Annotated in this window: 16 protein-coding genes; 13 read left to right on the top strand and 3 right to left on the bottom strand. The window is 55.7% G+C overall.

The annotated features are described in order from the left end of the window. Positions 1 to 100 precede the first annotated feature (100 nt). Genes Q8W22_RS14285 through Q8W22_RS14275 form a run of 3 tightly spaced genes read left to right on the top strand, consistent with a single transcriptional unit; the run spans position 101 to position 4,760 of the window. Positions 101 to 2,086 carry a TonB-dependent siderophore receptor gene (locus Q8W22_RS14285; protein WP_305452788.1) on the top strand — a complete coding sequence of 662 codons (1,986 nt, stop codon included), beginning with the start codon at positions 101 to 103 and terminating at the stop codon, positions 2,084 to 2,086. 14 nt (positions 2,087 to 2,100) lie between these two features. Next, positions 2,101 to 3,405, top strand: a complete 1,305-nt coding sequence (locus Q8W22_RS14280) for an ABC transporter substrate-binding protein (RefSeq protein WP_305452787.1) — start codon at positions 2,101 to 2,103, stop codon at positions 3,403 to 3,405. Continuing rightward, positions 3,402 to 4,760: a di-heme oxidoredictase family protein gene (locus Q8W22_RS14275; protein WP_305452786.1), complete on the top strand. Its 1,359-nt coding sequence runs from the start codon at positions 3,402 to 3,404 to the stop codon at positions 4,758 to 4,760. Before Q8W22_RS14280 ends, Q8W22_RS14275 begins: the two co-directional genes overlap by 4 nt. A 50-nt stretch (positions 4,761 to 4,810) precedes the next feature. Here Q8W22_RS14275 and Q8W22_RS14270 read toward each other — a convergent pair whose 3' ends face one another. Then, positions 4,811 to 6,559, bottom strand: coding sequence for a bifunctional protein-serine/threonine kinase/phosphatase (locus Q8W22_RS14270; RefSeq protein ID WP_305452785.1), 1,749 nt, complete (start codon positions 6,557 to 6,559; stop codon positions 4,811 to 4,813). 40 nt (positions 6,560 to 6,599) lie between these two features. Then, positions 6,600 to 8,066, bottom strand: a complete 1,467-nt coding sequence (locus tag Q8W22_RS14265) for a NarK family nitrate/nitrite MFS transporter (protein ID WP_303432344.1) — start codon at positions 8,064 to 8,066, stop codon at positions 6,600 to 6,602. A gap of 843 nt (positions 8,067 to 8,909) precedes the next feature. On the opposite strand from Q8W22_RS14265, the gene Q8W22_RS14260 reads away from it, so the two are divergent. The 10 genes from Q8W22_RS14260 (at position 8,910) to Q8W22_RS14215 (ending at position 19,783) form a co-directional block, all read left to right on the top strand. Beyond that, on the top strand, positions 8,910 to 10,205 hold the full coding sequence (locus Q8W22_RS14260; protein ID WP_303432342.1) for an NAD(P)/FAD-dependent oxidoreductase: 1,296 nt from the start codon (positions 8,910 to 8,912) through the stop codon (positions 10,203 to 10,205). 245 nt (positions 10,206 to 10,450) lie between these two features. Then, the gene (gene antA / locus Q8W22_RS14255) at positions 10,451 to 11,854 is read left to right on the top strand and encodes an anthranilate 1,2-dioxygenase large subunit (protein ID WP_305452781.1); all 1,404 of its coding nucleotides are present in this window, start codon (positions 10,451 to 10,453) and stop codon (positions 11,852 to 11,854) included. Beyond that, entirely contained in the window at positions 11,851 to 12,339 is a 489-nt protein-coding gene (antB, locus tag Q8W22_RS14250; protein WP_305452779.1) for an anthranilate 1,2-dioxygenase small subunit, read from the top strand. The genes antA and antB overlap by 4 nt, the downstream gene beginning before the upstream one ends. 134 nt (positions 12,340 to 12,473) lie before the next feature. Further along, the gene (gene antC / locus Q8W22_RS14245) at positions 12,474 to 13,517 is read left to right on the top strand and encodes an anthranilate 1,2-dioxygenase electron transfer component AntC (protein ID WP_305452775.1); all 1,044 of its coding nucleotides are present in this window, start codon (positions 12,474 to 12,476) and stop codon (positions 13,515 to 13,517) included. Positions 13,518 to 13,817: 300 nt separating this feature from the next. Continuing rightward, positions 13,818 to 15,053 carry a dienelactone hydrolase family protein gene (locus Q8W22_RS14240; protein ID WP_305452774.1) on the top strand — a complete coding sequence of 412 codons (1,236 nt, stop codon included), beginning with the start codon at positions 13,818 to 13,820 and terminating at the stop codon, positions 15,051 to 15,053. A 9-nt stretch (positions 15,054 to 15,062) separates the two neighbouring features. Then, the gene (locus Q8W22_RS14235; RefSeq protein ID WP_305414078.1) at positions 15,063 to 15,839 is read left to right on the top strand and encodes an SDR family oxidoreductase; all 777 of its coding nucleotides are present in this window, start codon (positions 15,063 to 15,065) and stop codon (positions 15,837 to 15,839) included. An 84-nt stretch (positions 15,840 to 15,923) separates the two neighbouring features. After that, entirely contained in the window at positions 15,924 to 17,159 is a 1,236-nt protein-coding gene (locus Q8W22_RS14230; protein ID WP_305452773.1) for a styrene monooxygenase/indole monooxygenase family protein, read from the top strand. A gap of 9 nt (positions 17,160 to 17,168) precedes the next feature. After that, positions 17,169 to 17,693: a flavin reductase family protein gene (locus Q8W22_RS14225; RefSeq protein ID WP_305414075.1), complete on the top strand. Its 525-nt coding sequence runs from the start codon at positions 17,169 to 17,171 to the stop codon at positions 17,691 to 17,693. 18 nt (positions 17,694 to 17,711) lie between these two features. Next, positions 17,712 to 18,692 carry a transporter gene (locus Q8W22_RS14220; protein WP_305452771.1) on the top strand — a complete coding sequence of 327 codons (981 nt, stop codon included), beginning with the start codon at positions 17,712 to 17,714 and terminating at the stop codon, positions 18,690 to 18,692. Positions 18,693 to 18,775: 83 nt separating this feature from the next. Then, a complete protein-coding gene (locus tag Q8W22_RS14215) occupies positions 18,776 to 19,783 on the top strand; it encodes an AraC family transcriptional regulator (protein WP_305452770.1) in 1,008 nt (335 codons plus the stop codon). A gap of 53 nt (positions 19,784 to 19,836) precedes the next feature. Here the strand turns inward: Q8W22_RS14215 and Q8W22_RS14210 are convergent, their stop codons facing one another. Further along, positions 19,837 to 20,856, bottom strand: coding sequence for an AraC family transcriptional regulator (locus tag Q8W22_RS14210; protein ID WP_305452769.1), 1,020 nt, complete (start codon positions 20,854 to 20,856; stop codon positions 19,837 to 19,839). Between the last annotated feature and the right edge of the window lie 65 nt (positions 20,857 to 20,921).

Here is a 20,921-nt window from a genome sequence, read left to right as displayed (position 1 = left end):
TCAGGCCTGCAAGTCGGCTTCGTGATTCGAAACCATCCGGTAGCCCAGAGTGAGCACCGGATTAAATAGATGTCCCCACTAACCGCAGAGGATTACCCCGATGGAGCAGCGTTACAGGAAAGCAGTACCGGCCGGCGTCCTGAGTATTATGACCGCCATGGCGGCATCAGCAGACAACACCGATCGTTTCGAACTGGGGCGTATCGAAGTCAGCGCTGAACAGACATTACCAGCCACCAGCAGTGAATCAATCGACACCCAGGCACTCCGCGAAGAAAACCGGGAAACCGTTGGTGAAGCGCTGGATTTGCTCCCCGGCGTTACCCTCAGTACATTCGGTTCCCGTAATGAACAAACCCTTTATATCCGTGGTAACGACCTGCGCCAGATTCCGGTTTTTATCGATGGCATTCCAGTGTATGTACCCTATGACGGCTATGTTGACCTTGGCCGCTTTACCACCTACGACCTGGCTGAAATCAATGTCAGCAAAGGTTTCAGTTCAGTCTTGTATGGCCCCAATACCCTGGGTGGAGCCATTAACCTGATCAGCCGCCGGCCACAGCAAATATGGGAAGGCGATATCGGTATTGGTTATGCCAGTGGTGAGCAAGATGGCAGCGACAGCCAACGGGTCTGGATGAACATCGGCAGTAATCAAGGGCTCTGGTACAGCCAGATCAGTGCCTCCTGGCTCGACCAGAATGCCTGGGCCTTATCCGATGATTTTGAAGCCGTTGATACAGAAGATGGCGGCTTGCGTGACAACTCCTATCGCAACGACCAGAAAATCAGCCTGAAACTGGGCTACACCCCGAATAGCAGTGATGAATACGCCATTGGTTATATCAATCAGCAAGGGGAAAAAGGCACTCCTCCCTATGCCGGTACCGACAGTTCCACCAGTGCCCGTTACTGGCAATGGCCATACTGGAACAAGGAGAGCCTCTACGTCGTGACCCAAACCAGCCTGGGTGAAGGCCGCTATATAAAAAGCCGGGTGTATTACGATATTTTTGAAAACTCACTCTACAGCTATGATGACGACAGCTACAGCAGCCAGACCTATGGCTATGCCTTCCGCAGCTGGTACGATGATTACAGCTATGGTGCCAGCCTGGAATATGGTCAGCCACTGGGCAATCACAGTCTCAAGGCCGCCTTGCACTACAAGCTCGACCACCACGAAGAACACGATGACGACGACCCGAAACAGAATTATGAAGACGACATCATCTCGCTGGCTGTGGAAGACACCTGGATGCTGTCGCCGCAGCAATACCTTGTAGCCGGTATCAGTCACGACCGCAGAAGAAGCCTGCAAGCGGAAGAGTACGATAGCGACACCGGTCTGATCAGCGACTTCGACAATAACAACGCCAGTGCCTGGAATCCGCAAATCGGCTGGTTTGCCCAGCTGGACAAACAGCGTGAAGTCCGTCTGACCCTCTCCCGCAAAACCCGCTTCCCGACCATCAAGGACCGCTACTCCTATCGCATGGGGTCGGCGTTGCCCAACCCGGATCTGGAAGCAGAAAAATCCACCATTCTGGAGGCTGGCGGCTCACAACTCTGGGGCGACTGGCTACGGCTGGACGGCACCGTTTTCTATAGCAAGATTCGTGATCTGATCCAGTCTGTTGACCTCGATGAAGACACCTACCAGCTGCAAAACATCGGCAAGGTCACCAGCAAAGGGCTGGAACTGAGCGCCGTCAGCTGGATTGGCGACAGCCTGCAACTGGATGCCAATTACAGCCTGTTGAAGCGCACCAACGACAGCTCCGACCTGGTCCTGACCGATGTACCAGACCACAAACTGCAGGGACGTATCAGCTGGCAGGCAACAAATCCTCTCCGCCTGGCCATTCGGGGCCAGTACGAAAGTGAACGTTACAGCGACAGCGATGGCACTATCGAGCTGGCCGCCTGGAGCCGAATCGATCTGACTGCCGACTACGATTTCACCCAGACCCTCAAAGGCCAGCTCGGCGTTACCAACCTCGGTGATCGCAACTACGCCCTGGATGACGGCTTTCCTGAACCGGGTCGTCAGTGGCATGCCAGCCTGAACTGGCAATTCTGAAGGGAGTGATACCGATGTTATATCGTCACCTGCTGCTGCCAGCGCTGTTGTTACTGCATACGCTGACCACCAGCGCCCAGACCATTACCCTGATGACCAGCTACCCGCAACCGGTCGTATCAGCATTTCAGCAAGCGTTTGAAGAACAACACCCAACCCTGCAACTCAATGTCCTCTGGCGTATGCCCTTTGATGCCCTGCCTTACCTGTTGCAACCGCAGCAGGGAGGCGTGGATGTCTACTGGACGCCATCCCAAACCAACTACCTGCGCTTAAAAGCCGCCGGTGCTCTGGCACCGTTAAAGCTGGATCGTACTGGCTTGCCGGATCATCTCGACCAGACCCGGCTGCGGGACATGGACGATACCTTTATTGCCAGTGAAATTGCCGGTTATGGTTTGTTTATCAACCCCCAACGTCTGCAGCAACTTGCCGTTGCCGAACCAACCAGCTGGCACGATCTGACAAACCCTCGGTTGCGGGGCACGGTCGCACTGCCGGTACCCTCGGCGGTCGGTTACGCGCCGATGCTGATCGATCAGCTCTTGCAGGCCGACGGTTGGCAACAGGGCTGGAACAACTGGCAAGCCATTGCCGCGAACAGCCAACTGGTCGATCGCCGTGGCAGTTTTGTTACCGACAAGGTCAGCACTGGCCAGGCAGCCATCGGCCTGACCATGGACTTTTTTGCCAACGCCACCATTGCCAGCGGCGCAGACGGGCGCTTTGTTTACCCGCAACAAACCGCCTTTAATCCGGCCCATATCGCCCTGATGACGGATAGCCGCCAGCCGGACGCCGCCCGGTTATTTATTCGCTTTGTGCTCTCGGAAGCAGGACAACAGCTGTTGTTTCACCCGGATATTCGCAAACTCCCTATACGCCCTTCGGTCTACCAACAGGCACCGGACAATATACCCAACCCCTTCGGCCTGGCACTGGACAGTCGTTATAACCCGGCCAAGGGCCTGAGCCGACGCCCCCTCACCAACGCCCTGTTTGATGCCGCCATTACTCACAATCACCCGGCGCTGATCGAGACCAGCCGACTGCTGCATCAGGCCAGCCAGCTGGCTGCCCCGGAACCGGAAAACAACCCGATACTGCAACAGGCTTACGCGCTCTTTCATCGCCTGCCAGTGACCGAACCCGACGCTACCTCCGAGATACTGCACGATTTTCAACAACGAGAGCACAACCCGGCCGCCGACGCCCGTTGCCAGACACTGGAACAGCAGTGGCAAGGCGAGTTCGCCCGCCAGTATGCCGCCGCCGCTGACCTGGCTCGCCAGGTGATTGCCGGAGAGGCAACCTTATGATGTCACCCGTTGTTATAACGCTGCGGTTGCTACTGCTGTGGTTAATACTGCTGCCCAGTCTTGCCGCTGCGGATCCAATCACCAGCTCGGCACTGGGTCGACGGGCGCTGTCACAGCCAATGCCCGGATTAACAGCCACAGAGCTTGAACAGTTTCTGCAAGGACGCAGTCTGTTTGCCCAGATGTGGGTGATTTCACCCTCGGCGGATCAGCAAGTCGATGGCCTCGGGCCGCTGTATAACGCCATCTCTTGTGCCAGCTGTCACCCCGGCAATGGCCATGGACGGGCACCCGACAGGCCCGGCCAGGCCATGCGCTCCATGTTGGTACGCCTGAGCTTGCCCGGCCACGATATCCATGGCGGGCCACGGCCTCATCCGTTCTGCGGTGACCAGCTGAATGAACAGGGCGTGCCCGGTGTGGCAGGCGAAGGGAAAGCCAGTGTGTCGTATCAGGAACAGGTAGTCCGACTGGCGGATGACACCGCAGTAACATTGCGACGACCACAACTCAATCTGTCCGCCAGCCGCTGCCAACCTGCCACAGAGCTACTGACCTCCGCCCGCATTGGCCCGGCGCTGGTTGGTCAGGGGTTGCTGGATGCCATCCCCAACGCGGCTATTTTGCAGCGGGCCGACCCGGAAGACCGTGATGCCGATGGTATCTCCGGCCGCCCCAATCCGGTTTACGATGTCGCCCTGCAACAGATGACGACTGGCCGTTTTGGTTACAAAGCCAACGTGCCCAATTTGCGCCAGCAGATTGCGTCGGCCTTTCACGGTGATCTGGGTATCAGCTCCTCTCTGTTTCCAGACCAGAATTGCACCGCGGCACAAACCGACTGCCAGACCGCCGCCACCGGTGGTGACCCGGAATTGAGCGACGAGCAACTTGATCAGCTGGTGTTTTATCATCAAACGCTGGCATTACCTGCCCGACGTCAGCCCGAGGCACCGAACGTACAACTTGGCGAACAGCTGTTTTATCAAGCCGGTTGTGAGAGCTGCCATCGAGCACAATTCAAAACCGCGGCCAATGCCAGCCCGGCGATTCTGGCCAATCGCACCATTCAGCCCTGGAGTGATTTGCTCTTGCACGATATGGGGCCAGAGCTGGCGGATAATCGCCCGGATTTTAACGCCAGCGGTCAGGAATGGCGGACGACGCCATTATGGGGAATCGGGCTCGCGGACAAGGTCTCCGACCACCCCGGTTTTCTTCACGATGGCCGCGCCCGTAACCTGCTGGAAGCGATTTTATGGCATGGCGGAGAAGCCAGTAAAAGTCGAACGGCCGTTACCCTGATGAGCCGTGAACAACGTCGGGCCTTGCTGGATTTTTTACACTCGCTGTAAAGCAGCTGGGGGCTGGTCTGGGGTCTGGGGCATCAAGCAGGAAGACAGGGTCAGGCAACATGCCCCAGAATCCACCAGGCTTCCACCATCGCAATCAGCATCAGTAGCGCACTCAGCGTCTGCCAGAAACTCAAAGGATGTCGCTTGATCAAAGGCTCTCGGGTGTGTTGCTGCAACAAGCTGTTATTGGGCTGATAGAGGTCGGTACGAAACTCGGAAAAGGAATCATACCGTTGTCGTATCACGGGGTGTGCCGCCTTTTGCAATACCAGCTCCAGCCATAGCGGCAAGTCCGGGCGGTATTGCCGAATCGGTCGATATTGCCATTCATGCGTTGATTTGGCCCCACGCCGCCCAGCCTGCTCCATGGCAAAGGGTTGTTGGCCAGAAAGCATTTCGTACACCATCACCGCCAATGAAAACAGATCACTCTGACTGTTGGCGATACCATCAATCACATATTCTGGGGCGATATAATTCACCGACCCCAGCGGCATATCTTCATCGTCGAAGACGCCGGACTCTGCCAACCCCCGTACCATAACGGTGCCGTAATCAATAATCTTGATATTGCCGTCAGCGGCCAGAATAACGTTTTCCGGTTTAAGATCACGGTGCACCATACCCATTCGTTGCATAACTCTCAGGCCATTAATCAACTGGTCGGCCAAGGCCCGTACCTGGGGTAAATCGGCCATCGGGTGATCCAGCATCCACTGCCGCAAACTGCAGCCATCAATCCATTCACAGATGTGATACAGAAAGCGGCTATTGGCCTGCTGCGGATACACTTTCATCAGGTTGGGGTGATCAAGGCGACTGCCGATCCACTGCTCCCGGGCAAAACCATCGAGATACACAGGGTCATCTTCAAAGTTGAGCGATGGCGCTTTAAGGGCATAAAAACGACCATCACGGCGATCGATTACTTTATAAAGATGGCTGCGGGCATTGGCATGTATCACCTGCGTCACCCGGTAATAATCCAGCGTTTGGCCAACAGCTAATACCGGTGGAATGACCCGGGCGTTGACAGCCCGTTGTGTTTCATCCAACCCGGCAGCGGGCAAGGACTGAATCCGTACCATCACACAGGTCAGGTTGTCATCCGATCCGGCCTGCAAAGCCGCATCCAGCACGTCTCGACAAATATGCTCAATCTGATGCTGGCGCGTATCCGCTCCAACGCTCGCCATGGCTTGTTGCAGCTGCTCATGACTGACAAACCCGTGAACACCATCCGTGGTGAGCAATAATTGATCGCCAACCTGCAGATCACAGGTCAGATAGTCCACTTCCAGACGGGAGTCCATCCCTAACGCCCGGGACAAGGCCGAGCCACCCTGGCTATTGTGTACATGATCACGAGTGAGCGGTTCCAGCCCCCCCTCTCGCCAGTGATAAATCCGGCTGTCGCCAACATGAAACAGGTGGGCCGTGCGGGATTTAAGCACCATGCCGCTAAAGGTCGTGACCAAACCATTGTGCCGGGCACTGGCCTGCTGGCCATGATGGAATAGCCAGGCATTCAGCGCCGACAACACTCGGGCGGCAGCGGTTTTGACATCCCAGCTGTCGGGTGTGCTGTAATAATCCTGCAAAAAATGCGTCACGCTGGTGGCGCTGGCCTGCTGCGCATTATCACTGCAACTGACGCCATCAGCAATACAGACTCCGATGCCCTTGTATTTGACGGCTGACAAGGTCGGCTGATAAAGCGCAAACGCATCCTGGTTGAGCACCTTGGTACCAGCGGTAGTGACACCACCAAACTGGATGTCTAATGTGTTGCTACTCATTACTCATAATGGCTCAGGTCCAGGATCGTTTTGATCAACATCAGTTCACACTGATCATTTCGACAGTGCCATCGTCGTTTACTTCAGCCATATGGCCCTTGGGTTCTTTCATTGCCAACAGAGCAATAAAACCCACCACCGCTGTGCCTGAAATCACCATAAAGAAAGTCGAGTATTCCACCAGCGACAAGATCGTCAGATAGGTAACCGCTCCAACGTTACCATACGCCCCTGTCATACCGGCAATCTGGCCAGTCAAACGACGCTTGATCAGCGGCACCACCGCAAACACAGCCCCTTCCCCCGATTGCACAAAGAAAGAACACACCATGGCTGCCACTACCGCCAACCAGACCGGCCATTCGCTATCCACCATTCCCATCACCAGATAGCCCACCGCCAGACCCGCGGTCAGAATCAACAAGGTCGGTTTACGGCCAAACTTGTCAGATAACCAGCCGCCTCCCGGGCGCGACATCAGATTCATAAAGGCATAGGCAGACGCCACCATACCGGCGATCACCGGCGACAGATCAAAGGTTTCGGCAAAAAACAGCGGCAGCATGGACACCACCGCCAGCTCGGAACCAAACGTGGCGAAGTAGAGAATATTCAATACCGCCACCTGCCTGAACTCATACCGATGCATCTCAGGCACGGCTTCGCTAAAGACGGTTTTGTTCACTTTCCAGACGTGTGATACCTCATAGGCGTACAGCAGCACCAAACCGATATAACACATCAGCGCCGTGGTCTCGGACAACATGCTCACTCCGGCAGGCGATAACTTCCAGGCCAGCAGCGCCATGGCGGCATACATCGGCACTTTCATGATCAGCAACAAGAAGAAATCTCCCTGGCTGGTCACTTCCATTGCTCCCATGTGTTTGGGTTTGAAATAGGTCGCGCCCTTGGGGGTATCGGTAATGTTCTGGTAATACACCACGCTGAACAACAGACTGATCAGCCCTGTCAGACCAATCGCATACCGCCAGCCATCATCTCCGCCAAACCACAGCGCAATCACCGGCAAACAAAAGGCCGCGGCGGCAGAACCAAAGTTGCCCCAGCCACCATAAACACCTTCGGCAGTGCCCAGCTCATTCGCCGGAAACCATTCACTGACAATACGAATCCCAATCACAAAACCGGCACCGATAAAGCCCATTAAAAAACGGGCAATGGCGGCCTGTGTAAAGTCCTCAGCCAGGGCAAACATAAAACAGGGGATCGAACACACCGCCAACAAGGCGGAATACACAATACGAGGGCCAAAGCGGTCGGTCAGCATGCCGATAATGACCCGCGCCGGTATGGTCAGCGCGACGTTCAGGATCAACAAGGTTTTGATTTCAGAAGGCTGCAATCCCAGGCTGGCAGCCATGGCCTGCAACATCGGGGCGTGGTTAAACCACACCAGAAAGGTGATAAAAAATGCCATCCAACTGAGGTGGAGGACTTTCATCTTGCCGGTAAACGACAACAGATTAAAACGTTCGGCGCTCATAACATGCTCTCTGATCCATAATACATACAGTAGCTCACGCCCCACGACGGCAAAGATAACCGGCACGGCAATACAACGAATTCAAAAAGACAGGAGAAACAAACAGAGGGAGTTATTGCACCGGAGCGGTAGCAGAACAGGCACCGTGTATAAGTTATCGAGACCTCATACAGACCACGCAACAGCAGTTACTTTCCCAGCGATAACGACAGCCGGTGGCTCTCGATCTCTGATCAGTTTTTTTGAATGCGCCGTTGCGTAAGTGTCAGATCACAACGCTGCGAATCTGACGAATAACCAATAACGAAGCAGGAAGAATGCCAATGATCATTGCCGATGCATCGGACCCGACAAAAATCAGCCCCCGGTTCCATCGTCTCCACCGTCAATCGGCATGACCTCTGCCTGAGCGTTGACCTTGGCAGCGGTCTTTTTTGTTGCATCAGTGCCCCAATCGCGGCTGTTTATACTTGCCAACACCTTTTTATCGCACCGATTTCAGGCAAAAAACCACAGTAATGTTCTATTTGAGTGCGAAATCATTCTTTGCCACATCAGGCTACTGATACCTTTCTTACTGTCATAGCTGATTATTTTGCTGCCCAGAAAGACCACCTCACAACAGATACCCCCATGTTGAGCAGATCGGCAGGCTCCATACCGAGACCGATATCCACCCGCTCTGGCATAAAATCTGCTTTGATTCCACCACGTCGACGCCGCAGGTAACCTCCTGACCGATCAAAGAAGATCACGGCACACAACATCGACACACATATTCCCTATAGCAAAGGCGCTCCCAGGTTGACTGGTGAGCGCCTTTTTTTATGCGAAAAAAATGATATGAACAGCAACAGTCTCGTTATTATTGGTAACGGCATGGCCGCCAACCGGGTTCTGGAAGAACTGGGCACCGACCACCCGTTCGATACCATCCACGTACTCAGTGATGAACATCTATGCCATTACAATCGCATCATGCTGTCACCCTTGCTGGCCAACGAAACCACCCTGGCAGCGATTACTCCCCACGATGCCAGCTGGTATCAGCAGCGCCGTATTCATGTGCACCTGAATACCGCGGTTGAGCACATCGACACCAAGTTACAGCGCGTTACCACCAGCACTCACAACACCCTGGATTATCAGGCACTGCTGATTGCCACCGGCTCCCGCTCCGCCATTCCCAGCATGCCAGGAACCGACGGCGACCAGCCCGACAACGTACTCGGCTTTCGTACCATGACGGATGTCGATGCCATGCTGGCAGCACTGCCGACCCTCAAACACGCCACTGTCATTGGGGCCGGTTTGCTCGGTGTTGAAGCCGCAGTCGGGCTCAAGGCCCAGGGCGTAGAAGTAACACTGATGCACCGCAACCCGGTGCTGATGAACCGCCAGCTGGATGCCACCGCCGCCACGATCTTGCAAGAGGAGCTGACCCAACGGGGCATCGATGTACGCACCGGCGTCTCACCACAATCCCTGAGCCTGAACGCCAACCGCGCCACAGCCGTGCACTACCGGCTGCGCAACCAGCCAGACACCGACACCACAACCATCCGACTCGACACCGACCTGGTCGTATTTGCCACCGGTATTTTACCCAACCGGGAACTTGCCGCCGCCGCCGGGATAACCACCCGCCGTGGTATCTGCGTCAACTCGCATATGCAAACCTCAGACAGCCATATTTATGCACTGGGCGAATGTTGTGAATTTGAAGGACAAACCTACGGCCTGGTCGCCCCCATCTGGGAACAGGCCAAAATCGTCGCGGCAGGACTGGCTGCCATCCCCCCTCTGGCATCTCCCTTACCCCGTTACGCCGAACAGCAGCATCTGACCAAACTCAAGGTCTCAGGGGTTGATATTCACAGCATGGGGCAATTTGAAGCCACAGGGCACGATCAGGTTATCCAGCTACAAGACCTGACATCCGGTGTGTATAAAAAACTGGTGATTCAGCAGCAACGTATTGTCGGCGTGTTGTGCGTCGGCGATGTACTGGATTCCAACTGGTATTTTGACCTGCTTAGCCAGCAGGTTGATATCCGTGCCATCCGCGCCAACCTGATATTGGGCAAAGGATATTGCGATAACAACGCCGCCGGTTTGCAACACAGGGTTGATGCGTAGGGGCTGGCTTCGCTCATAGCCATTACTCGCCGTTGCCGACAGCCATGGCGAGCGTACCGCTTTATATGCGAATCCAGAATCCATGCGCTTTCACACGTCTTGCAGATCTCGACAGGTCACCCTGCCTCTCTCACTGAAAAAGCCATATCAACGGTACGGATAGCGTTGGCTGACTACGCGGATAGTCGCTACCGGCCCATCCGCTTGTAATGACATGGCAATGACTCAGCAACCGAGAACTAGCCATGACTGAAAAACGCAGCCTGCCTGAATGGCGCGACTACATTGCCGGATGTCTGGATTTTCGTCCTGACGATGGTGTTTTCCGTATCGCCCGCGATATGTTCACTGAGCCGGACCTGTTCGATCTGGAGATGGAACACATTTTCGAGAAAGTCTGGATCTACGCCTGCCACGAAAGTGAAATCGCCAACAGTAACGACTACATCACTCTGCGTGCCGGCCGCCAGCCGCTGATCGTCACCCGCGACAGCAAGGGTGAACTGCACGCCATGGTCAACGCCTGCCAGCATCGTGGTGCAACCCTGACCCGTCTGCAAAAAGGCAACCAGTCGACCTTTACCTGCCCGTTTCACGCCTGGACGTACAAGAATGACGGCCGCCTGATGAAGGTGAAAGCACCGGGCGAATACGCCGAGGATTTCGATAAGTCCTGCCGTGGCCTGAAGAAGGCGCGGATCGAGTCCTACAAGGGATTTGTGTTTGTATCGCTGGATACAGAAGCCACGGATTGCCTGACCGAGTTCCTCGGGGATGCCCGTATCTTCTTCGATATGATGGTGGCGCAATCGCCAACCGGCGAACTGGAAGTACTGCCAGGCAAATCAACCTACACCTTCGACGGTAACTGGAAGCTGCAAAACGAAAACGGCCTCGATGGCTATCACGTCAGCACCGTGCACTACAATTATGTCGCCACCGTCCAGCACCGCAGTGAAGTGGATTCAGCCAACGGCAAGGGCTCCGACACCCTCGACTACAGCAAACTGGGAGCTGGTGACGCCGAAACCGACGACGGCTGGTTCGGCTTCAAAAACGGCCACACCATGTTGTTCAGCGATATGCCCAACCCTGCTGTTCGCCCCGGCTACGATACCGTCATGCCGCGTCTGGTCGAAGAACATGGCCAGCAACAGGCCGAGTGGATGATGCACCGTCTGCGTAACCTGAATATTTACCCAAGCCTGTTCTTTATGGATCAGATCAGCTCACAGTTGCGCATCGTACGCCCGCTGGCCTGGAACAAAACCGAGATCATCAGCCAGTGCCTGGGAGTAAAAGGCGAATCCGCCAAGGATCGCGAAAACCGTATTCGCCAGTTTGAGGATTTCTTCAACGTCTCGGGCATGGGTACTCCGGACGATCTGGTGGAATTTCGCGAAGCCCAGCGTGGCTTTCAGGCCCGTCTGGAACGCTGGAACGACATCAGCCGCGGTTACCAGGACTGGCAGTACGGTCCAACCAAAAATACCGCAGCATTGGACATCCAGCCTGCCATTACCGGCACAGAGTTCACTCATGAAGGCTTGTACGTTAACCAGCACGGCAACTGGCAAAACCTGATGCTGAAAGGCATCGATGCCAACCTGCTGAAATTGCACAACGACACAGGAGAGGGTCAGGAATGAGTACGCTACAACACCAAATCGAACAGTTTCTGTACCTCAATGCCGAGCTGTGTGACCTGCGTGACTGGGAAGGCTATCTGGCCATGTTCACCGAGGACAGCGAATTTCATGTGCCGCAATGGGACTCGGAATACGAAGTGACCACTGATCCGAAAACCGGTCTGTCATTGATGTATTACCCGACCCGCTCCGGCCTCGAAGACCGGATCTTCCGCCTGCAAACCGGTAAATCCGCGGCTTCCGTACCATTACCGCGTACCCAGCACCAGGTCCACAACGTCCGCATCAGCAAGCTGGACAACGACGTTCTGGACGTCAAAGCCAAGTGGCAAACCGTATTTACCCGCATGGGTATGACCGAGCAGTTCTACGGTGACGTGACTTACAGGCTGGTGCCTGCGGCAGGTGGCTGGAAGATCGCCCGCAAGCATGTGGTGGTGTTTAACGACACCATTAACTCGGTGCTGGATTTTTACCATCTCTGACGTCCAGCACTGCCGGAATCTGACACCTTTGAATCCGGGCAGCGGTAAAGCCCGGTATCTGCAAACCTGATAATGGCAAGACGCCGCCCGGTCTGTTACATGCAGACAGTGGCGGCCCTCCAGAGGACCCCACCATGAAACATAATGTCGCCCTCAGTTTTGCCGATGGCAACACCCTGTTCTTCAAGGCCGGACACAATGATCTGCTGATGGACGCCGCCCTGCGCCATGGCGTCACCCTGCCGATCGACTGTCGTGAAGGTGTCTGTGGCACCTGCAAGGGACTGTGTGAATCCGGTCAATATGAAATTGAATACGCCGATGAAGAAGCCCTGACCGGGCAAGAAGCCGAGCAACGCTACGTACTGTCTTGCCAGACGCGTATCCAGTCGGACAGTACCTTCTACTATGACTTTGCCTCCAGCCTGTGCAACCAAACCGGTCAGCCAGGCAGTTTGAAACGCACCGCCACGATCACAGGCTTACAGGATGCATCCGCGGATTCCACTCTGCTAGCGCTGACATTGGCAGCCGACCAGACAACACTGAACTTCCTGCCCGGTCAATATGCCAACCTGCATATTCCCGGCACCGAACTGACCCGCGCCTATTCATTTGCCATCGGGCCCCAAGTCTCTGGAGAGCTGCAGCAGCTGACCTTTCTGATCCGTAAATTACCCAACGGCCAAATGGGTAAATACCTGCATCAGGCCCGTGTAGGCGACACCCTGGAGCTGGAAGGACCATTCGGCACCTTCTATCTGCGTGAACCGGACAAGCCCATGTATTTTATTGCTGGCGGCACCGGCTTGTCGGCGTTTCTGGCCATGCTGGATGTCCTGAAAGAGCAGCCAGAATCCGTCAGTTATCCGATTCGCCTGTACTACGGTGTTAATCGCCTTGAAGATCTGTGCGAACAACAACGACTGGACGCCTACCGCACGCAACTGCCGGACTTTGACTGGACGCCTGTCGTCTCAAACCCCGCTAGCAACTGGCAGGGCTCTACGGGCTACATTCAAGAACATTTGCCACTTGCAACGTTGCGTGACGCACCCTTCGATATGTATCTGTGCGGCCCACCGCCAATGATTGATGCTGTGACCCACTGGTGTGCCGACCATCACCTGGATAACGGCAAGCTGTATTCAGAGAAATTTACCGCGCCAGTCAGCTAGAGTTCGTTAGCTGACCGGCTCGCTCGTTTTCCTTCGTTTTCCTTCCTCGTTGCCTGATCGATTTGCGGACCTTGCGTCCGCTTTTTTATGTCCGCCAGACGGCGCGCCTGTTGCTGCATTCCAATCCGTTCCCCTCCTGCAGAGCATCGCTGACAATTCTCTGTTGCAGACAATCCCAACAATACCAAGCTTCTGTTTTTATTGCGTTTTACGGATGTGCCTCGCCTTTTCCGGCTAGTGGGAGACGCCGTATCTTTACAGAATGATTGCAACACAACCACATCACTAAGGAGTGTTGCAATGACAGGAACCACGATTGAAATCACCAGTCCAGACGGCCAGTTCAGCGGTTATCTGGCTAGCTCCATCGATGGCAAAGGACCAGGTCTGGTGTTGTGCCAGGAGATTTTTGGCGTCAACGCCGACATGAAAGCCGCCGCCGATCATCTGGCGGAAGAAGGCTATACCGTACTGGTCCCGGATCTGTTCTGGCGTCAGCAAGCTGGTCTGGAACTGACCGAAGCTGATTTTGAAAAAGCCCTGTCGCTCTATCAGGCGTTCGATGAAAACAAGGGGGTGGACGATATCCAATCGGCTCTGGCCACCCTGGCACAACGCCCGGAATGCGAAGGCGATCTGGGTGTATTGGGCTATTGTCTCGGCGGCAAGCTGGCTTATCTGGCTGGTTGTCGCCTGCCCGAAGTTACCTGCGCTGTTAGCTACTACGGTGTTGGTATCGAGCAGTCTCTGGCAGACCTGGAAGGTCTGAGCGGCAAGCTGGTGCTGCATATGGCTGATAACGATCAATTCTGTCCAGCGGAAGCCCGTGAACAGATTCTGGCCGCGGTGGCGGACAACAAACAGATCCACGCCTTTGTCTACCCGGATACCGAACACGCTTTTGGCCGTGTCGGCTCCAGCCATTACAACAAAAGCGCTGCCCTGCTTGCCCATGAGCGTTCCATCAAGTATCTGCGCAGCACACTGGGGCCAGACTACGATCTCGAAGCCCTGTGGGAAGAACACATTCGCCACGAATTCGATACCCGTGACGTACCGGCGACCATGGCAACCATGGTGGCCGAACCTTATGTAAACCATATCCCCACCATGACCGGCGGCGTCGGCAGTAGCCAGCTGGCGCGTTTTTATCAATATCACTTTGTCCATGGCAACCCGCAGGACATGGCGATGATTCCCATCTCTCGCACCGTCGGCGCGTCCCAGGTGGTAGACGAGTTTGTCATGACCTTCACCCACGACTCTGAAATCGACTGGCTGGTCCCTGGCATCAAACCGACTGGACGCCAGGTCGAAATCCCGATGCTGGGTGTCGTCAAGTTCCGTGGTCCCAAGCTCTATCACGAACACATCTACTGGGACCAGGCCAGCGTAATGGTGCAGCTGGGCTTGCTGAATCCCGACGGCCTGCCGACGGCCGGGGCCGCCACCGCTCATAAACTGCTTGATGAATCCTTGCCTTCCAACACGCTGATGCCTTCCTGGGCCAGCAGTGCAAACAAAACCGTCGACTGAGGAAAACCCATGATCAATCTGAGTGATAAAACCGCCGTGGTCTGTGGCGGCTCCACCCTGATCGGCATGTCCGTTGTCAACGTGCTGCTGCAACAGGGCGCCCGGGTCTTTGTGCTGGATATCGATGACAGTGCCGAAGCCGAACTGGCCTCACTGGGAGCCACGTTCATGCCGCTGGATGTGACCGATGACGAGGCCATCAAGACTGCGGTCAGCCGTATTGGCGAGCAAGCCAGCGCGATCAGCCTGCTGATCAATATGGCCTGCAGCTACGACGACGATGGCTTTGCTTCCAGCCGTCAGCAATGGCTACGGGCACTGGACATCAATCTGATCAGCATGGCCATGGTCACCAAAGCGTTCCATGAACAATTGCAAGCCACCCGTGGTGCGGTGGTGAACTTCACCTCGATTTCCGCCGGGTGTGCCCAGACCGGCCGCTGGCTGTATCCGGTATCCAAGGCCGCTATCAAGCACCTGACCAAAGAGATGGCGATGGATCTGGCAGCCGATGGCATTCGTGTGAACTCGGTTTCACCGGGCTGGACCTGGTCCCGTGTTATCGACGAAGTCAGTGGCGGAGATCGCGCCAAAGCCGATGCCGTTGCTGCCGATTACCACCTGCTGGGCCGTCTGGGAGATCCGACCGAGGTTGCCAACGTCGTGGCCTTTCTCTGTTCCGACGAGGCCAGCTTTGTCACCGGTGCCGACTACGCCGCCGACGGTGGTTATGCGGTGATGGGCCCGGAACAGAACAAACCGGCAATTCCACGCCTGGCGGGCTAATCCAGCCGGCCGATGATTTTTTAAACAGCCACACAACACCGAAAACAAAAAAAGTAATCACTTAACAAAACAAGGGTACTTATTATGCGCCGTATCGCTATCGTTGGAGCCGGTCAGTCCGGCCTGCAACTGGGAATGGGATTGCTGCAACAGGGCTATCAAGTCACCATGATCACCAACCGCACTGGTGACGACATCAGCAATGGCCGGGTCTCATCGAGCCAGTGCATGTTCGATGCTGCGATGAAAACCGAGCGGGATCTGGGCATCGATTTCTGGCAAGACAGCTGTCCACAAGTGGAAGGCATCGGCATCAATGTGATGAACCCGGAAGCGCCTGGCACCAGCCTGTTCAACTGGGCTGCCCGTCTCGACGCCACTGCCCAGTCTGTCGACCAGCGGGTGAAAATGCCGGTCTGGATGGACAAATTCATCGAGATGGGCGGCGAGCTGATTTTTGAAGATGTTGGTATCGACGCTCTCGAACGGCTGGCCAACGAACACGAACTGGTACTGCTGGCTGCCGGTAAAGGCGACATCGTGCGCTGCTTCGAACGCGATGATATAAAATCCGCCTTCGACACCCCCCAGCGTGCACTGGCACTGACTTACGTGCACGGCATGACCCCCAGCGAAGACTTCTCTCGCGTCGCCTTTAACCTGATTCCTGGCGTAGGTGAGTACTTCGTGTTCCCGGCGCTGACCACCACTGGCCCTTGCCACATCATGGTGTTTGAAGGTATTCCCGGTGGTGCCATGGATACCTGGCAAGATTGCAAAAGCGCCAACGATCACCTGCAAATGAGCAAGGACATCGTCTCCCGTTACGCCCCCTGGGAAGCGGAACGCTGCGGCAACATTACCCTCACTGACGACGGCGGCTATCTGGCCGGACGCTTCGCCCCAACCATTCGTCATCCCATAATGACCCTGCCGTCTGGCAAGCACGTCTTCGGCATGGCCGATGCCATTGTGGTCAACGACCCGATCACCGGTCAGGGCTCCAACAACGCCGCCAAGTGCACCGCGGTCTACCTGCAGTCTATTCTCAGCCGTGGAGAAGACCTGTCCTTCGACACCGAATGGATGCAATCGACCTTTAACAGCTACTGGGATTACGCCCGTCATGTGGTCGCCTGGACCAACAGCATGCTGACGCCACCGCCACCACATATCCTGCAACTGCTGGCGACGGCAACAGAACGCCCGGACATCGCCAGCCGAATCACCAACGGCTTTGATGATCCCCGCACCTTTTCCCCTTGGTGGTTCGATGCAGATGCCTGCAGCGAGCTGATGAAAAAAGCGGAAACCTGCTAAGGAGTCATTATGGAAACCCTGATAAAAACCGGGCTGCTCAGCGCCAGCGATGCCGACAGCCGTACCTTGCGTACCCTGTTTGGCCAGTTCGCCACCGGCGTGACCATCATCACGACGATGGCCGCCGACGATACCCCTGTCGGCCTGACGGCCAACTCCTTTTCGTCGGTGTCACTCGATCCGGCACTGGTGCTGTGGAGTCTCGACAAGCGCTCCCCCAACCTCGAACTGTTCCGTCATATCGAGCACTTCGCCATCAACATTCTGGGTGCCGATCAAGAGGATCTGTCAAACCGCTTTGCGCGGCCATCGGACGACAAGTTCGAGGACGTGGACTATTACCGCTGTGACAACGGCACCGCCGTACTCGACGGCGCTCTGGCCACCCTGGTGTGCCGTAACGAACGCCAGATCGATGCCGGAGATCACCTGATTTTCATCGGAGAAATCCACCACTACTCACTGGCAGGCGGTCAACCGCTGCTGTTCCACGGTGGCCAGTATCAGTCTCTGGCCCAAACCTGTAGTGCCTGACTTTTGCGGAGATAAACCATGAAGTATCCGACTCTATTGACTCGACCGGTGTCAGCACCGGGGCTGACCAAAACACTGCCACTGGCCATGGCTCTGGCGCTGACGGCCAGCCCGGCAGCACAGGCTTACGACCTGCCTGTTGTAAACCTGGGGTTGACCAGCTTTCTCGACGGTGGCGTACCGGCTGGGCCAGGGGTTTACCTGCAGGCCTATTACCAGAACTATTCCAGCACACGCCTGAATGATCAGGATGGCGAAGCTCTGGAACTCCCAAAAACCGATCTGGACTATCAAGTGTTAGTGGCCCAGATGACCTGGCTGTCGAACTATCGGCTGGGTAATGCCAGCCTCGGCATTAATACACTGGTGCCTTTCGTTACCTCCATGGAAGTGGATGACGGCATCAACAATATGGCGCTGACCGCACAATCCGGTACCGGTGCCTGGCTGGTAGGGCCATTCATCCAGTTCGATCCGGTCATGGGCGATAATGGGCCAAAATTTGTCCAGCGTATTGAGCTCCAGTTCAATCTGCCCACCGGCGACAACGACACGGACACCAGCATCAATCCAGGTAACAACGCCCTGTCCTTTAATCCGTATTGGGCAGGTACCTACTGGTTCAGCCCTCAATGGACGGCATCAACCCGCCTGCATTACCTTTACAACGCCAAAAACACCGATCCATCCAGTGACTTTGGTGATGTCGAAAGCATGCAGGCGGGTCAGGCCTTCCATGCCAATGTGGCGGTCAGTCGCGACATGGGCAAGGGTTGGCGTCTGGGTCTGAATGGCTATTTTCTGGAACAAATCACCGACACCAAAGTGGATGGCAAAACCGTGGCTGACCGTAAGGAATCCGTCTACGCCGTCGGTCCGGGGGTGATGTACAGCTTCTCTGCCGACAACCACATCGTCGCCAATGGCTACCGTGAGTTTGAGGTACAGAATCGTCCGCAAGGCAGTCGTATGCAGGTGCGCTGGATTCATCACTTCTGATTCCCGGTTCCAGCAACAGTTGGCCAGCTGCCATGGCAGCTGACCAACCGCTCTTTCCCTGCTCATGCTCCAGCGAGGTCATCATGCATAACAGTCAGCTTACCGACATCCAGACCAGTAGCCACAGCCGCTCACAAGCACATCTGTGGATGGAAAAGATCTGCGGCCCACATGCGCTCGATACCCGCATCGGTACCGAATCCCTCGACTTTCATTACCACGCTCGCCGGCTGCCCGGACTGGCACTGATGTTCGGTGATATTTCCTATGGTACGGGAGTCAGTATTGGTGTGGATGGCCGTAACGGCTTGCAGGCCTACAGTATCAGTCTGCCCATCGAAGGAGAGCAGTTGCTCAAAACACCCGGATGCCAAGCCCGGTCCGATCGCCGGCACGGGCTGATCCTGTCGCCGAATGCGTTTCAGCAACTCGATATGGAATCTTCCTGCATCAAGCAACAGCTGGTTATCCCGGCCTCTGCCATGCGTACGGTGGCGGAATCCTTGATCAATGAACCGCTCGAACAGCCGTTGCTGTTCGAGCCGTCACTGAACATGACCAACCCGGCACTGGAAGCCTGGTGGCAAATGGTGCAACAACTGATGGGCGACCATACCAGTATGCAGGCGCTCTACAGTCATCACCTGCTCAGTCGCGACCTGGAAACCAGTCTGATCAAGGGGCTACTCCTATCCCAGCCCAACAGCCTCAGTTCACGCCTGTCTGCAAGCCATACCGAACGCTCATCGCTGCCCGGCTACCTGCAACGCGCCTGCCGCCTGATTCAACAGCACCTGGACGAAGACATCAGCATCGATGCCATGGTCGCCGCCGCCCGTGTCAGCCGCTTTACCCTGTTTGCTGCCTTCAGGGAGCACCTCCACAGCACCCCAATGAACTGGCAGCGCAGCCAGCGCCTTGACCGGGTAAGGGAACGACTACTCGCTGGTACAGGCCAACACAGTGTGTCAGCGGTGGCGCTGGATTGCGGATTTACCCATCTGGGACGATTTGCCAGCCAGTACCGGGAACGCTTCGGAGAACGCCCTTCCGACACATTAGCCAGAGCGCGCTCCATGCGGCCGGGCTAATCAACCATACGCAAACAAGAACATAACAAACCGGCAGGGAGTTCCAGCATCGACTAGCGGCGAAACCTCAACGTTTCAGATGGCAACTCATTAAAGCGTTGTCGATAATCCTTTGAAAAACGCCCCAGATGGCTGAACCCCCAACGAAATGCCACGTCGGTAATCGAAGTCATCCCCTTGGAATGCTTCAACGCCGCATTCACCTGCTCCAGCCGTAAATCCCTCAGCAGCGCCATCGGCGTTGTATCCCGATACTTGCGGAAACCAGCCTGTAATGAACGCACACTCACACCGACCTGTTCCGCCAACATCTCGACCGACAACGGCTGATCCATATTGGCGCGGATAAACTCCTCCGCCTGCTTGATGAAATATGGCGCCACCTGGGGCGTGCTCTGGGCGTGTAACTGATCAAACACATCACTCTCAATGCCGTACAGCAAGGCATTCAGCAAGGTGGATTCAAACTGCCGCATCACCAGCGGCTGATGGATCGGATGACTGCTTTCCAGCAAACCTCCCACCAGCATCATCAGCAACTGCATGACATATGCCCCACCTGGCGTATCAAAATCCAGCTGCGGCGAAAACACCGGCGAACGCTGACCCCAGCGATCCAGATGCTGACGACAATGATGCTCGAAATCCTCCCTGTCGATACGAATCACCAACTGCGGAGAACTCCCTTGCCACATCATCGACAGAGGCTGCTCGGGTGATATCAGTGAAGCCATCTCCGGTGAGGAAATAAAACGCTGGTTACTGCACTGGATTTCAGCGTAACCCTTCATCGGAATCTGGATCAGATAAAAATTATCCAGCCGACCCGGATCAATCTGCACACTGTGGTTGTACTCCAGCCGGTGCAGCGTCAGCTTGCCCAGCACCATCCGATGCATGGTGGCTCCGACCACATCCTGACCAGCACGCGCTGTCAGCTCATGCGGCTTGAATACCTTGCCGACCTCATCGCATACAGCTCCGGTGTTGTTTAGCAGAAAGAGCTGGTTACGATGGGAAAACAACGATGTTTTCTCGATGGCCCCAGTGTTACTGATCTGTGCCTGAAACATGCGCGCCTCTGAGTAATTCTGTATCAGTCTGGTGCAAGGGTTTTTCACGGATTTTGCGCTATCCG

The sequence above is a fragment of the Oceanobacter sp. 1_MG-2023 genome, from assembly GCF_030689025.1.
GTDB lineage: Bacteria > Pseudomonadota > Gammaproteobacteria > Pseudomonadales > Oceanobacteraceae > Oceanobacter.
Note: the sequence above shows the minus strand (reverse complement) of the source record. Positions and strands in the feature narration are given on the sequence as shown.

Excerpts from the sequence above, each read along its gene's own strand:
- Q8W22_RS14230 (WP_305452773.1), top strand. The coding sequence starts at position 15,924 with ATGCGCCGTATCGCTATCGTTGGAGCCGGTCAGTCCGGCCTGCAACTG.
- Q8W22_RS14225 (WP_305414075.1), top strand. The coding sequence starts at position 17,169 with ATGGAAACCCTGATAAAAACCGGGCTGCTCAGCGCCAGCGATGCCGAC.
- Q8W22_RS14260 (WP_303432342.1), top strand. The coding sequence starts at position 8,910 with ATGAACAGCAACAGTCTCGTTATTATTGGTAACGGCATGGCCGCCAAC.
- Q8W22_RS14280 (WP_305452787.1), top strand. The coding sequence starts at position 2,101 with ATGTTATATCGTCACCTGCTGCTGCCAGCGCTGTTGTTACTGCATACG.
- antA (WP_305452781.1), top strand. The coding sequence starts at position 10,451 with ATGACTGAAAAACGCAGCCTGCCTGAATGGCGCGACTACATTGCCGGA.
- Q8W22_RS14235 (WP_305414078.1), top strand. The coding sequence starts at position 15,063 with ATGATCAATCTGAGTGATAAAACCGCCGTGGTCTGTGGCGGCTCCACC.
- Q8W22_RS14240 (WP_305452774.1), top strand. The coding sequence starts at position 13,818 with ATGACAGGAACCACGATTGAAATCACCAGTCCAGACGGCCAGTTCAGC.
- Q8W22_RS14275 (WP_305452786.1), top strand. The coding sequence starts at position 3,402 with ATGATGTCACCCGTTGTTATAACGCTGCGGTTGCTACTGCTGTGGTTA.
- Q8W22_RS14270 (WP_305452785.1), bottom strand. The coding sequence starts at position 6,559 with ATGAGTAGCAACACATTAGACATCCAGTTTGGTGGTGTCACTACCGCT.
- Q8W22_RS14265 (WP_303432344.1), bottom strand. The coding sequence starts at position 8,066 with ATGAGCGCCGAACGTTTTAATCTGTTGTCGTTTACCGGCAAGATGAAA.
- Q8W22_RS14220 (WP_305452771.1), top strand. The coding sequence starts at position 17,712 with ATGAAGTATCCGACTCTATTGACTCGACCGGTGTCAGCACCGGGGCTG.
- antB (WP_305452779.1), top strand. The coding sequence starts at position 11,851 with ATGAGTACGCTACAACACCAAATCGAACAGTTTCTGTACCTCAATGCC.
- Q8W22_RS14285 (WP_305452788.1), top strand. The coding sequence starts at position 101 with ATGGAGCAGCGTTACAGGAAAGCAGTACCGGCCGGCGTCCTGAGTATT.
- antC (WP_305452775.1), top strand. The coding sequence starts at position 12,474 with ATGAAACATAATGTCGCCCTCAGTTTTGCCGATGGCAACACCCTGTTC.
- Q8W22_RS14210 (WP_305452769.1), bottom strand. The coding sequence starts at position 20,856 with ATGTTTCAGGCACAGATCAGTAACACTGGGGCCATCGAGAAAACATCG.
- Q8W22_RS14215 (WP_305452770.1), top strand. The coding sequence starts at position 18,776 with ATGCATAACAGTCAGCTTACCGACATCCAGACCAGTAGCCACAGCCGC.